The organism is Pseudomonas aphyarum (assembly GCF_028657055.1).
In the GTDB taxonomy this organism is placed as follows: Bacteria; Pseudomonadota; Gammaproteobacteria; order Pseudomonadales; family Pseudomonadaceae; genus Aquipseudomonas; species Aquipseudomonas aphyarum.
The window spans coordinates 13,011-26,758 of record NZ_JAMDGS010000006.1; the positions used below are offsets into that span (position 1 = coordinate 13,011).

Genomic DNA, 13,748 nt, shown 5'->3' on the forward strand with positions numbered 1-13,748 from the left:
CATGACCGCCCTCGCCCTCCCTCAATCGGCGCCGTTGCGCAGGTTTTCCAACCTGCTGTATCGCAAGCCGAATCTGTATCTGTCGATGCTGCTGGTGCCGCCGCTGCTGTGGTTCGGCGCGATCTATCTGGGCTCGCTGCTGGTGCTGTTGTGGCAAGGTTTCTACACCTTCGACGACTTCACCATGGCGGTCACGCCTGACCTGACTTTGGCCAACTTCGCCGCGCTGTTTCAGCCATCGAACTTCGACATCATCCTGCGCACTCTGAGCATGGCCGTCGTGGTGTCGATCGCCAGCGCCATCGTCGCCTTCCCGATTGCCTACTACATGGCGCGCTACACTACCGGCAAGACCAAGGCGTTTTTCTACATCGCGGTGATGATGCCGATGTGGGCCAGTTACATCGTCAAGGCCTACGCCTGGACGCTGCTGCTGGCCAAGGGCGGTGTGGCGCAGTGGTTTGTTCAGCACCTGGGGCTGGAGCCGGTTCTGCAGTTCATTCTTGGGATTCCCGGGGTCGGCGGCAGCACCTTGTCGACCTCGCATCTGGGGCGCTTCATGGTGTTCGTCTACATCTGGCTGCCGTTCATGATCCTGCCGATCCAGGCCTCGCTGGAACGCTTGCCGCCGTCGTTGCTGCAAGCCTCCGCCGACCTCGGGGCCAAGCCGCGCCAGACCTTCATGCAGGTGATTTTGCCGCTGTCGGTGCCGGGCATCGCAGCCGGTTCGATCTTCACGTTTTCGCTGACGTTGGGCGACTTCATCGTGCCACAACTGGTGGGCCCGCCGGGCTACTTCGTCGGCAGCATGGTTTACGCGCAGCAAGGTGCAATCGGCAACATGCCCATGGCTGCGGCGTTCACGCTGGTGCCGATCGTGCTGATCGCCATTTACCTGTCCATCGTCAAACGACTGGGGGCCTTCGATGCACTCTGAGAAAGCCTCTTTAGGCCTGAAAATCGCAGCCTGGGGCGGATTGGTGTTTCTGCACTTCCCGATCCTGATCATCTTCCTCTACGCCTTCAACACCGAAGACGCGGCGTTCAGTTTTCCACCCAAAGGCTTCACGCTGCACTGGTTCAGTGTGGCGTTTTCCCGGCCGGACGTGCTGGAAGCGATCAAGTTGTCGTTGCAGATTGCGAGCATCGCCACGCTGATTGCCATGGTGCTCGGCACCCTCGCTTCAGCTGCGCTGTACCGCCGGGACTTCTTCGGCAAACAGGGCATTTCGCTGATGCTGATCCTGCCGATTGCACTGCCGGGGATCATCACCGGGATCGCACTGCTGGCGACCTTCAAGACGCTGGGGATCGAGCCGGGGATGTTCACCATCATCGTCGGCCACGCGACCTTCTGCGTGGTGATCGTCTACAACAACGTCATCGCCCGCTTGCGCCGCACCTCGCACAGCCTGATCGAGGCGTCGATGGACCTCGGCGCCGACGGCTGGCAGACCTTCCGCTACATCATCCTGCCGAACCTCGGCTCGGCGTTGCTCGCGGGCGGCATGCTCGCGTTTGCGCTGTCGTTCGACGAAATCATCGTCACCACCTTCACCGCAGGCCATGAGCGCACCTTGCCGCTGTGGTTGCTCAACCAGTTGAGCCGCCCACGAGACGTACCGGTGACCAACGTCGTGGCGATGCTCGTGATGCTGGTGACCATGCTGCCGATCCTCGGCGCCTACTACCTGACCCGGGGTGGCGAGAGCGTCGCGGGCAGCGGCGGCAAATGAATTCCCTGACCTTTCCCACCCTGAATTTGCAGTAGAAAGAGGACAACAACATGCAAACCAAACTCTTGATCAACGGTCAACTGGTCAACGGCGAAGGCCCGGCGCAACCGGTGCTCAACCCGGCGCGCGGTGACGTGCTGGTGGAAATCAACGAAGCCACTGAAGCCCAGGTCGATGCCGCCGTGCGCGCCGCCGACAGTGCCTTCGCCGAATGGTCGCAGACCACGCCGAAAGACCGTTCGCTGTTGCTGCTCAAACTCGCCGACGCCATCGAAGCCCATGGCGAAGAGCTGGCGAAACTGGAGTCGGACAACTGCGGCAAACCCTACAGCGCCGCGTTGAATGACGAGATCCCGGCGATTGCCGACGTGTTCCGTTTCTTCGCCGGCGCCAGCCGTTGCATGAGCGGTTCGGCCGGCGGCGAATACCTGCCTGGCCACACCTCGATGATCCGCCGCGACCCGGTCGGCGTAATCGCCTCTATCGCGCCGTGGAACTACCCGCTGATGATGGTCGCCTGGAAAATCGCCCCGGCCCTCGCTGCCGGTAATACCGTGGTGCTCAAACCGTCGGAACAAACCCCGCTGACCGCGTTGCGTCTGGCCGAACTGGCGTCGGATATTTTCCCGGCCGGCGTACTCAATCTGGTGTTCGGGCGTGGGCCGAGCGTAGGCAGCCCGCTGGTGACCCATCCGAAAGTGCGCATGGTGTCGCTGACCGGCTCCATCGCCACCGGTTCGAACATCATTTCCAGCACCGCCGACAGCGTCAAACGCATGCACATGGAACTGGGTGGCAAGGCTCCGGTGATCATCTTCGACGACGCCGACATCGACGCGGCAGTCGAAGGTATTCGCACCTTCGGCTTCTACAACGCCGGCCAGGATTGCACCGCTGCGTGCCGGATCTACGCCCAGCAAGGCATCTACGACAAGTTCGTCGAGAAGCTCGGCGCAGCGGTCAGCAGCATCAAGTACGGCTTGCAGGATGATCCGTCCACCGAACTGGGGCCGCTGATCACCGCCCAGCATCGCGACCGCGTGGCCGGGTTTGTCGAGCGCGCCGTGGCGCAACCGCACATTCGTTTGATCACTGGCGGCAAGGCGGTGGACGGCAACGGTTTCTTCTTCGAACCAACGGTGCTGGCCGACGCCCAGCAGGACGACGAAATCGTCCGTCGTGAAGTGTTCGGGCCGGTGGTATCGGTGACCAAATTTACCGATGAAGCCCAGGCGCTGGAGTGGGCCAACGATTCGGACTACGGCCTCGCTTCCTCGGTGTGGACGGCGGATGTAGGACGTGCGCATCGCCTGTCTGCGCGGTTGCAATACGGCTGCACCTGGGTGAATACGCACTTCATGCTTGTCAGCGAAATGCCGCATGGCGGTCAGAAACTGTCCGGTTACGGCAAGGACATGTCCATGTACGGGCTGGAGGACTACACCACGGTTCGGCATGTGATGTTCAAGCACTAAAGGCATCCCCGGCTTCAAGGCAGAAACCGGTCATCCGCATCACCAGGCATTCAAAACAATAACTACCGATCCGGGCGGCGCTCACCAAGCCCCGCCACGGTTTCGGCCATCCGAAATCTGCCGATTTCACGGAGCAAACACACATGAGTGCATCACCCGATCTCTCAGCCGCCGTTGCCGACAGCGATGCCGAACAACTGCGCCAACTGGGCTACACCTCCAACTTCAACCGCAGCATGAGCCTGTGGGAAAACTTCGCGCTGGGCTTCACGTATCTGTCACCGGTCGTAGGGGTTTATACCCTGTTCGGCCTGTGCCTGGCCGCCGGCGGGCCACCGATGTTCTGGGCCTACTTGCTGGTCGGCTGCGGGCAACTGCTGGTGTGCCTGATCTTCGGCGAAGTGGTTTCGCAGTTCCCGATTTCCGGCGGTGTTTATCCTTGGGCGCGGCGTCTGGTGGGCAAGAAATGGGCATGGATGGTCGGCTGGATCTACTCCATCGCCCTGTGCGTGACCATCGCTGCCGTCGCGGTCGGCGCCGGCCCGTACCTCGCCGCCATGCTGGGTTTTGAGCCAAGCAACAACACCAACATCGTCATCGCCCTGGTGCTGACGCTGTTCGCCACACTGGTCAATCTCAGCGGCACCAAAGTGCTGGCGCGGATCGCCATGTTCGGCTTCCTCTGCGAACTGGTCGGCGCGGTGATCGTCGGTGTGTACCTGCTGATTTTCGAGCGCCACCAACCGATCAGCGTGCTGTTCAACACTTTCGACATCAGCGTCGACGGCTCCTATCTGCCGGCGTTCCTCACCGCGTCGCTGGCGGGGATGTTCCTCTACTACGGCTTCGAAGCCTGCGGCGATGTCGCCGAAGAAACCCCGAACCCGAGCGCAAAAATCCCGGTGGCCATGCGCATGACCATCTACATCGGCGGCATCGCGGCGATGTTCGCGTGCCTGGCACTGATCCTCGCCGTGCCGGACATGCAAGCGGTGATCAACGGCACCGACAAGGACCCAGTCACCACCATCCTCAACAACGCCTTCGGCCCGGTCGGTTCGAAAGTGGTGATGGGCGTGGTGATGATTTCCTTCATCTCCTGCGTCATCAGCCTGCAAGCGGCGGCGAGTCGTCTGCTGTACTCCTATGCTCGCGATGAAATGGTCATCGGCAGCCGACTGCTGAAAAAGATTTCTCCTACGACCCAGGTGCCGGTTGCTGCGCTGTTCGTGTCCGGCGTCCTGCCCGGCCTGATCATCGCCCTCGGCTTCTTCCTGCAAGACGCCGTGGCCACCATCGTCAGCTTCGCCGCCATCGGCATCTACCTCGCATTCCAGATGATCGTCCTCGCCGCCCTGTACGCCCGCAGCAAAGGCTGGAAACCCAGCGGCAAATTCATCCTCGGTGCCTGGGGCTGGCCGGTGAACATCGGCGCGCTGGTGTACGGCGTCGGCGCAATCATCAACATGGCCTGGCCACGTACGCCGGATGCAGCGTGGTACATCAACTACTCGATGGTGCTGAGCACGGCGATCGTGATTGGGCTGGGGTTGGTTTACATGTGGATCGGCAAGCCGTATGACCATGGGAAGGCGCCGGCTGGGGATGCGTGGAAGGTGGGTCGGTAACAGAGCACAACCTGCCCGCAGGGATGCGGGCATGGTTCGCATGACTAGATCAACTGGGGTTTGGAGAGGGCTTCAAACTCATCCATCAGTAAGTGGATCTCGGTACTTGGGTTGGGCTCACCACTGACAGAAACATCCTCAAGAATTTTCGGTGCCAGCGCTCTCGCCACATTGAATGGTTCTCCAAGCAGTTGAGTGAAATAGCTGATGTCCTTTCCCTTTTCATATCTGAACATGCCGGGCTTCGCTCTCAGGCTCTTGGTAACCAGATCACCCGGAGAGTTTTTCCCGACCGCCCTGAAAGGCTTTCGATTGAAACCAAAGTGCAGCAGAAGCCAAAACTCAAAACATGGATACGAGGCGATAACCGTGATCCTGGAATGAGACCTCGCAACATTCAATGCCCGCTCGAAGCACAAGTGAGTATCACGATCCAACACACAGAACACTTTGTCGAACTGCTTTTGTCGCACAACCGCGCGCTCGACTATCCCGCTCGGATGCGTAATGCCGCAATGGACGATTTCAACTTGTGCCTTGGCCCGAAAATAAAATGCGGCCTCCTCCAGATAACGCTTCCCTGACTTACTGTCCTCACACAGGACCAACACTTTCGGTTGCGACTTGAAACGTGAACCCTTTCGATCAAACGACCTGTTCGAACCCACCATTCTCAATCCCGCCTTATCAGCGGCAATCCGCGATAACGGCCTTCGAAATAGCGTTTCTCGACATCCTCACTTTCCCGTCCCTCAAAATCGTGCACGGAAAACAGGCTGGTAGCGCCATGGGCATCGCGTTCGGTGATCCAGAACTGATCACGCCTGAGAATCTTTTCATTCATCAGATGCGTGTCATGAGTGGTAAAGATCAGCTGAGTGTCCAGACCACTGCTCAAGTGCTTGCCAATCAAGTCAGCCACGATTTCAGGATGAAGGCTGCTGTCCAGTTCATCGACACACAAGACCCCGCTCCTCCCGGCCTGATTCATCATGAACCAAGGTAACCAGAAGCCGATCAGATTCTTTGTTCCACACGACTCTTCAGAAAAATCGAAGTCGGCGTCACCTGAGACACTGGAATGCGTAAGGGTCAACTTGTCCTTTTGCGCCGCCGCGAAGAAATCTTTCAAAGTCAGTTTTCCATTGCCCGAGGTCGCTATGTCTTCGTCCGCGTTGAGTTGAATGGCCGATACAGGAATATCCAGAGCCTTGAGAAAGTCGCGAAGATCACTTGTATGGTTCTTGACCATTTTCAGAAACCGAATCGACGCAGTGGACAAACCAAGCATGTTGTTCTGTTCCACTACCAGCAACCCGGTTTGAAACCAACTGAACGGTGAGCGCAACTGGCTCAATTCTTCGCTGCTATTGGCAACGGCTTGCGTGATGAACAACATCTTAGGACTGGTTAAACGACGCCAGGCATTGTGTACTTCCTTGCCACCCTCAAGGGTTTTACCAAACACATAGTGCTCGCCCTCGACATCAAACTGGCGCCGATAGAGCAGGGTTTCCTTTCCTTTGGGATAGACGAGCAATTGCTCCTGAACAACCCTCTGGGCAGTCAGTCCGAGCACGAACCGATAACGCAGCCCGGCTTGTATAAAGTCGTACTCAAAGAGGCTGGGGGCATCATTCAAAGCCCGGTCAAACCGGAAAGGTGAAACCGGCAGTGCATCGTCATTTGATCCCGAAGGAACCGCCATCAAGCGTCCCACGATCCCCATTGCGCGAATCAATGAAGATTTCCCGGCAGCGTTCGGGCCATAGATTGCCGCGACCTTCAATAAATCAGGGAGTCTTTCAGCAGTGATGGGAGGCTTGAAGGTATTACTCGATTTGCTCAGACGAGGAGTGGCCGCCATGGACAGGGTTTGCCTATCCCGAAACGAGCGGTAATTGGAAACCGAAAATTCGATCAGCATGTAGAAAACCTGCAGTTCATTCCTGGAATTCGAATAAATAAAGGAAAAACTGCGGCTTAGGGGCTGCCTCTCTGCAGGACATGCAAAAACAGGAAATTCCTACAGACGCTGCTTACGAGAAGGATCTTCAATTCCTACAACCAGCGTCGTCAGAGTAGACCTGGCACCGCTAGCGCCTGACCGATAGGCTTTGCCCCGTTGCAGCCCAATTAGTCGCTGGGGTCGAAGCCGGAAATCTGTCAACACGGTGTTTGCCCTTCATTGAACTGTGGTTTTTCCGAACCTCAGTTCTGCGTTATGGCGGGCCGCGTGGCGCGGGCCTTCCGGGTTTGCCGTGTTGACGGGAAGTAACCCGACTTCGAACGCCACTCGGTTCGCCACCCAACTTGTCGAAGGGGTGATGCAACCGCAGCATCCCCGGTAAGTCTCAAGAATGAAAAAGGGGCGGACTTCACAGTCCGCCCCTTTGGTTTTTCACTTCAAAACCGCGAAACACTCCTCATCGCATCCACCAGATACCGCATCGCAATCCGGTCGCTTTCCGACAACTCCCGGTAACGCTCCACCAGCTTCAGTTCATCGGGACTGAGCCGGCGTCTTCGCCGGACGTTGGTGAGGCAGGGAAAGATGCCCAACATTTCGGTGATGCCTTGTCCTTTTGTCATGGACGATGTCCTTTTCCAGTACGTCAGAAATTTTCGAAAACCGCATCGCCCTGCTCCTTTAAGCAGCGATTTGAGCCCTGCCGGTCGGATGGGTCGTGACCGGCGATGCCCATAGAATAGAAATTAAATCGGCGCTGAAAAGCTGTTTTTAGAGTAATTAGTCGAAAAAAGCAGATATGCCCTATAAATCAGAAAAGGCTGTGGGATAAGTAACCGTAACGTCTTGTTTCATTGAGACGCTGTCGCCGTGCTATCAATGAATTTTGCAAAATCAGCGAACGGATTAAGCTAGCGGGCATCTGTTACTAGTCCGTAGCGTTTGGCCGAAGGCTTGTCCGAACCGTAATTTCTGATCCAGTACGTGCCAGGAACGGCGCGGGATTGTCCACGACAGGTTGTATCTATGCACCGCAGGAATTTGCTCAAAGCGTCCATGGCCATTGCGGCTTACACCGGCCTTTCCGCCTCCGGCCTGCTCGCCGCACGCGCCTGGGCCGCCTCTGGCGGTGCCGCCGACGGTGAAGCCCAGGCCTTCGACTTTGAAACGCTGAAGCGCCAGGCCAAACAGCTGGCCGGCAGCGCGTATCAGGACACCAAACAGGTGCTGCCGCCGACCCTGGCGACCATGACCCCGCAGAACTTCAACGCGATCCGCTACGACGGCGAGCATTCGCTGTGGAAGGAGAACAAGGGTCAGCTCGATGTGCAGTTCTTCCACGTCGGCATGGGTTTCCGTCAGCCGGTGCGCATGTACAGCGTCGATCCGAAGACCCGCACGGCCCGCGAGGTGCATTTCCGCCCTCAGCTGTTCAACTATGAGAACACCTCGGTCGACACCCAGCAGCTCAAGGGCGACCTGGGTTTTGCCGGCTTCAAGCTGTTCAAGGCGCCGGAACTGGATCGGCATGACGTGGTGTCGTTCCTCGGCGCCAGCTACTTCCGCGCGGTGGATGCCACTGGCCAATATGGCCTCTCCGCCCGTGGCCTGGCCGTCGACACCTACGCCAAGAAACGCGAAGAATTCCCCGACTTCACCAAGTTCTGGTTCGAAACTCCGGATCAGAACGCGACCCGCTTCGTGGTCTACGCCCTGCTCGACTCGCCGAGCGCGACCGGCGCCTATCGCTTCGACATCGATTGCCAGGCCGAGCGCGTGGTGATGGAAGTCGACGCCCACATCAACGCCCGCACCGCCATCGAACAACTGGGCATCGCGCCGATGACCAGCATGTTCAGCTGCGGCACCCACGAGCGCCGGATGTGCGACACCATTCACCCGCAAATCCACGACTCGGATCGTCTGGCCATGTGGCGCGGCAACGGCGAGTGGATCTGCCGCCCGCTGAACAACCCGGCGACCCTGCAATTCAACGCCTTCGCCGACACCGATCCGAAAGGTTTCGGTCTGGTGCAGACCGATCACGAATTCGCCAACTATCAGGACACCGTCGACTGGTACAGCAAGCGTCCGAGCCTGTGGGTAGAACCTACAACTGCGTGGGGTGAAGGCTCCATCGATCTGCTGGAAATTCCTACAACCGGCGAAACCCTCGACAACATCGTTGCGTTCTGGACGCCGAAAAAACCAGTGGCTGCCGGCGACTCGTTGAACTACGGCTACAAGCTCTACTGGAGCGCCCTGCCGCCGGTTGGCACGCCGCTGGCGCGGGTGCATGCGACCCGTTCGGGCATGGGTGGATTCGTCGAAGGCTGGGCACCGGGTGAGCATTACCCGCCGGTCTGGGCCCGTCGTTTTGCCGTGGACTTCACCGGTGGCGGTCTGGATCGCCTGCCGCAGGGCACCGGGATCGAACCGGTGGTGACCTGCTCCAACGGCAAGGTGCAGGATTTCAGCGTGCTGGTGCTGGATGACATCAAGGGCTACCGGATCCTGTTCGACTGGTACCCGACCAATGACAGCGTGGAGCCGGTTGAACTGCGACTGTTCATCCGCACCAATGACCGCACGTTGAGCGAAACCTGGTTGTACCAGTACTTCCCGCCGGCGCCGGACAAGCGCAAATACCCTTGATGCGTTGAGCCGTCAGGCCTACGGGCAGTACAAGTGGATATCGTGGGGTTCCAGATCAAACAGCTCGGGGTCCGGTTGCGTCAGCAACCGGCAACCCTGGCGCTGGTAGAACTCCACGGTATTGCGCGACTCGGTCGCCGAGACGTACAACGCCTCGGCGCCGACCTCTCGGCCATGCTCGCAAGCCAGTGCAAACAATCGCCCGCCCAATCCCTGCCCGCGCCAGGCACGGCTGATGTGCAAAAACTTCAACTGCCGCATCTTCAGGCCCTGATTGTGAATAACCCGGTTATCCACAACCACCGCCGCCACCAGTGTCTCTCTATCGAAAATCCCGCGTAGCCACCCGCCGCTGCGCCAGCATTTTTCCAGTGCGCGCGCATTCTCCTCCGCCTCACCTTCGGGCCAGCCGCGCATGTCGAAACGCGCCGGATACAGAACCAGCTCACCGTTTTCCACGCGATAACACTCTTCGACCAACTCACTGCGGTCGATCAGCGCCAGCAGCGGCAAGTCCGATTCAGTCAGCTCTCGTTCGATCAACATTGCGGTCCATTCCTTTGCGATTCCAAACGACAGGCAAGAAAAAACCCGCCGGTTCAATGGCGGGTTTTATAGGCTTTGCGACCGGTCGGAATCAATCCCGCAGATCAGACTCGTGAATCGGCTGATCCCGATGGGTCGCACGTTGATACTGTGCCGGCCATACCGCTTTGCGCCCGCCCAGATCATCGTCGGCATGCAGCGGCCAGTAAGGATCACGCAGCAACTCACGGGCGAGGAAGATGATGTCGGCCTGACAGGTCCGCAGGATGTGCTCGGCTTGGGCCGGCTCGGTAATCATTCCCACGGTGCCGGTGGCGATGCCTGACTCCTTGCGCACTCGCTCGGCGAAGCGCGTCTGATAACCCGGCCCCACGGGGATTTCGGCGTTAACCGCCGTGCCGCCCGATGACACGTCGATCAGGTCGGCCCCCAAGGCTTTCAGGCGTCGCGCCAGCTCTACGGTTTCATCCGGATTCCAGCCGTCCTCGACCCAGTCCGTGGCCGACAGGCGCACAAACACCGGCAGTTCTTCCGGCCACACCGCGCGTACCGCCTCGGTCACTTGCAGCACCAGACGAATGCGGTTTTCGAATGAACCGCCGTATTGATCACGCCGCTGATTACTCAGCGGCGACAGAAACTGGTGCAACAGATAACCGTGCGCCGCATGCACCTCGACCACACTGAAACCGGCGGTCAGAGCACGTTTGGCTGCTGCCACGAAGTCCTGAATGACCTGGGCGATCTGGCTCTCATCAAGTTGTTTCGGTTGGGTGTGTTGCGGGTCGAAGGCAATCGGCGAAGGACCCACCGGCGTCCAGCCGCCGTCATCCGGTTTGACACTGCCGTGCTTGCCGATCCACGGCCGATGGGTGCTGGCCTTGCGCCCGGCGTGGGCCAGTTGAATGCCGGCCACTGCGCCCTGCGCGTTGATGAAACGGGTAATGCGTTGCAGCGGTGCGATCTGTTCGTCGTTCCACAGGCCCAGGTCTTCGGCGGTGATCCGCCCGTCGGCCGTGATCGCCGTGGCTTCGGTAAATACCAGGCCAGCGCCCCCCACTGCACGGCTGCCGAGGTGCACCAGATGCCAGTCGTTGGCCAGGCCATCGACGCTGGAGTACTGGCACATGGGCGACACGGCGATGCGGTTGGACAGGGTCAGTTGGCGAAGGGTAAAGGGTTCAAGCAGCAGACTCATGGGGCACCTCTCAAATCAGTGGGCAGGCTCCAGGGTTCTGTTTGAAAAGTCGACGAGTGACAGGAAAAAGGTGCAGCACCCGCCCCCGCGGGCAAAAAATTCGACAAGACGTCACAAGGCCAATCAAGCAGTGCTTAGAGCCTAGTCGACATCCGGGGATGAGGGAGGGTTCAGAAATGAAACAGCACAATTGAAGATGCCTGCGCCCCTTCAGCAAGGGGCGCAACGACCTTTAGCGCGGTTCGATGTGGGCAATCATCAACTGCACGGTCTCATTGCCGCGAAACTCGTTGAGATCGAGTTTGTAGGCCAGTTCGACCCATTTGATCGTCGGGTTCGGCCAGATATCGCGATCAATCCCGAAGGCGATGCCATCCAGCTTCACCGAACCACATTCGGTTTTCAGCACCACTTTGAGGTGCCGCTCGCCGACCACCCGCTGCTCGACCAACTGGAACACGCCGTGAAACAGCGGCTCCGGGAAATGCTGACCCCATGGCCCGGCGTGGCGCAGGGCGCGGGCCAGTTCCAGATGAAATTCCTCGACTGCCAGCGTGCCGTCCGAGAGCAGGCGCCCGGTCAGGTCTTCTTCGCGAAGCTGCCTACGTACCTCGGCGTCAAATGCCTCGGCGAACAACGGAAAATTCTCCTGCGGCAAGGTCAGACCGGCCGCCATCGCGTGGCCGCCGTACTTGGCGATCAGATCCGGATGCTGCGCCGCGACCACGCTCAGCGCATCGCGAATATGAAAGCCCTGAACCGAACGCCCCGAGCCCTTGAGCAGGCCGTCACCGGCATCGGCGAAGGCGATGGTCGGGCGGAAATACCGCTCCTTCATCCGCGACGCCAGAATGCCGATCACACCCTGGTGCCATTCCGGATCGAACAGGCAAAGACCGAACGGCATCGACTCAACCGGCAAGTCCTTGAGCTGGGCCAGCGCCTCACGCTGCATGCCCTGCTCGATGGATTTGCGATCCTGGTTCATGCCGTCCAGTTGCGCGGCCATTTCCCGCGCCAGCGCAGCGTCGTGGGTCAGCAGGCATTCGATGCCCAGGCTCATGTCATCCAGACGCCCCGCCGCGTTCAGGCGCGGGCCGACGATAAAACCGAGGTCGGTAGACGTGATGCGCGAAGCTTCGCGTTTGGCCACTTCAAGGATCGCCTTGATCCCCGGCCGCGCACGTCCGGCGCGAATTCGTTCCAGGCCTTGGTGCACCAGAATCCGGTTGTTGGCATCCAGCGGCACCACGTCGGCAACGCTGCCCAGTGCCACCAGATCCAGCAGTTCACCGATGTTCGGCTGTGGTTTGCTCTCGTACCAGCCGAGACTGCGCAGGCGCGCGCGCAAAGCCATCAACACATAGAAAATAACCCCGACCCCGGCCAGCGCCTTGCTCGGGAACTCGCAGCCGGGCTGGTTCGGATTGACCAGCGCATCGGCCTGCGGCAGTTCATCGCCGGGCAAGTGGTGGTCGGTGATCAAAACCTTCAAACCGTGACGTTTCGCGGCCGCCACACCTTCGACGCTGGAAATACCGTTGTCGACGGTGATCAACAGTTGCGGCTCGCGGGTCATCGCGACTTCGACGATTTCCGGGGTCAGGCCGTAGCCGTATTCGAAGCGGTTCGGCACCAGATAATCGACGTGCGCCGCGCCCAACAGGCGCAAACCGAGCACGCCGACGGTGCTGGCCGTCGCGCCGTCGGCGTCGAAATCGCCGACGATCAGGATCCGCTGACGCTGCTCCAGCGCCGTCACCAGCAGGTCCACCGCCGCATCGATCCCTTTGAGTTGCTGGAACGGAATCAGCCGCGCCAGGCTCTTGTCCAGCTCCGCCTCGGACTGCACGCCCCGCGCCGCGTACAGGCGGGTCAGTAGCGGTGGCAGTTCACCGAGAAACGGCAGAGTAGCGGGCAACGGGCGAGGATCGATACGCATGGGGTGACAGGAGCTTCTCTTGAATACGTGGGATTTTTCGGGAGTAGCGCGGACTTAACCGCGTTCGCCTTGCAGCCAGGTGAGCTGGACTTCGTGCTGGCCACGGTCGTCGGTGACGAAGATCGTGCCTTCGCTGATCATCACGTCCCACTTGATGACGCGGGGCATATCCTTGGCCAGGGTTTCCAGCACTTCCTGAGGAACAGCGGCAATGTTGACGTTCTTCAGGTTCTTGATCGCCGGGATCACCTTGCCTTCCCAGACACGCAGGCTGCCGTAGGCCAACAGGCTGGTGCGTTCGGTGCGACGGGAGCACCAGGTCAGGCGATCCGCGTCCGGCTGGCCGACTTCGATCCAGTGCAGGACACGGTCGTCCAGGCTCTTTTCCCACAGCGCAGGTTCATCCACGTCCGACAGACCACGACCGAACGACAGTTGCTCGTTGTACCAGAGCGCGTAGGCCAACAGGCGTACGGTCATGCGTTCTTCGGTTTCCGAAGGGTGACGGGCGATGGTCTGCTTCACGTTCTCGTAGACGCTGCGGTCGAGATCGGTGAGGTTCAGTTCGAATTTGTAGGTAGTGGACGGCTGGGCCATGA

The 13,748-nt window shown here is 59.6% G+C and carries 12 protein-coding genes; 5 read left to right on the plus strand and 7 right to left on the minus strand.

The genetic code is table 11. From position 1 onward, the window contains the following. The first annotated feature begins 1 nt into the window (after position 1). From M5G18_RS09270 to M5G18_RS09285, 4 genes are all read left to right on the plus strand, one after another. Positions 2–937: an ABC transporter permease gene (locus M5G18_RS09270; protein WP_007954664.1), complete on the plus strand. Its 936-nt coding sequence runs from the start codon at positions 2–4 to the stop codon at positions 935–937. Then, positions 927–1,736: an ABC transporter permease gene (locus tag M5G18_RS09275; protein ID WP_273899727.1), complete on the plus strand. Its 810-nt coding sequence runs from the start codon at positions 927–929 to the stop codon at positions 1,734–1,736. The genes M5G18_RS09270 and M5G18_RS09275 overlap by 11 nt, the downstream gene beginning before the upstream one ends. Positions 1,737–1,786: 50 nt before the next feature. After that, complete coding sequence (locus M5G18_RS09280) at positions 1,787–3,211, plus strand: gamma-aminobutyraldehyde dehydrogenase (RefSeq protein WP_169429016.1); 1,425 nt, start codon at positions 1,787–1,789, stop codon at positions 3,209–3,211. A gap of 143 nt (positions 3,212–3,354) precedes the next feature. Next, complete coding sequence (locus M5G18_RS09285) at positions 3,355–4,839, plus strand: APC family permease (protein ID WP_273899728.1); 1,485 nt, start codon at positions 3,355–3,357, stop codon at positions 4,837–4,839. Between the two features lie 44 nt (positions 4,840–4,883). On the opposite strand, the gene M5G18_RS09290 is transcribed toward M5G18_RS09285, so the two are convergent. The 3 genes from M5G18_RS09290 to M5G18_RS09300 all read right to left on the minus strand — a co-directional run bounded on the left by M5G18_RS09290 (position 4,884) and on the right by M5G18_RS09300 (position 7,431). Further along, positions 4,884–5,510 (minus strand): RloB family protein, encoded by a 627-nt coding sequence (locus M5G18_RS09290; protein ID WP_273899729.1) that lies wholly within the window; start codon positions 5,508–5,510, stop codon positions 4,884–4,886. A gap of 2 nt (positions 5,511–5,512) precedes the next feature. Beyond that, on the minus strand, positions 5,513–6,766 hold the full coding sequence (locus tag M5G18_RS09295; protein WP_273899730.1) for an AAA family ATPase: 1,254 nt from the start codon (positions 6,764–6,766) through the stop codon (positions 5,513–5,515). A gap of 479 nt (positions 6,767–7,245) precedes the next feature. After that, positions 7,246–7,431, minus strand: coding sequence for a hypothetical protein (locus M5G18_RS09300; RefSeq protein WP_007954656.1), 186 nt, complete (start codon positions 7,429–7,431; stop codon positions 7,246–7,248). A gap of 403 nt (positions 7,432–7,834) precedes the next feature. Between M5G18_RS09300 and M5G18_RS09305 the strand changes: the two genes are divergently transcribed. Next, a complete protein-coding gene (locus tag M5G18_RS09305) occupies positions 7,835–9,463 on the plus strand; it encodes a glucan biosynthesis protein D (protein ID WP_007954654.1) in 1,629 nt (542 codons plus the stop codon). A gap of 18 nt (positions 9,464–9,481) precedes the next feature. On the opposite strand, the gene M5G18_RS09310 is transcribed toward M5G18_RS09305, so the two are convergent. The 4 genes from M5G18_RS09310 to M5G18_RS09325 all read right to left on the minus strand — a co-directional run bounded on the left by M5G18_RS09310 (position 9,482) and on the right by M5G18_RS09325 (position 13,746). Next, positions 9,482–10,009 (minus strand): GNAT family N-acetyltransferase, encoded by a 528-nt coding sequence (locus M5G18_RS09310; RefSeq protein WP_273899731.1) that lies wholly within the window; start codon positions 10,007–10,009, stop codon positions 9,482–9,484. Between the two features lie 91 nt (positions 10,010–10,100). Then, positions 10,101–11,207, minus strand: coding sequence for an NADH:flavin oxidoreductase/NADH oxidase (locus M5G18_RS09315; RefSeq protein WP_085609151.1), 1,107 nt, complete (start codon positions 11,205–11,207; stop codon positions 10,101–10,103). A 232-nt stretch (positions 11,208–11,439) separates the two neighbouring features. After that, the gene (gene recJ, locus M5G18_RS09320; protein ID WP_007954648.1) at positions 11,440–13,149 is read right to left on the minus strand and encodes a single-stranded-DNA-specific exonuclease RecJ; all 1,710 of its coding nucleotides are present in this window, start codon (positions 13,147–13,149) and stop codon (positions 11,440–11,442) included. A gap of 54 nt (positions 13,150–13,203) precedes the next feature. Continuing rightward, positions 13,204–13,746 (minus strand): YaeQ family protein, encoded by a 543-nt coding sequence (locus M5G18_RS09325; protein WP_011332624.1) that lies wholly within the window; start codon positions 13,744–13,746, stop codon positions 13,204–13,206. Between the last annotated feature and the right edge of the window lie 2 nt (positions 13,747–13,748).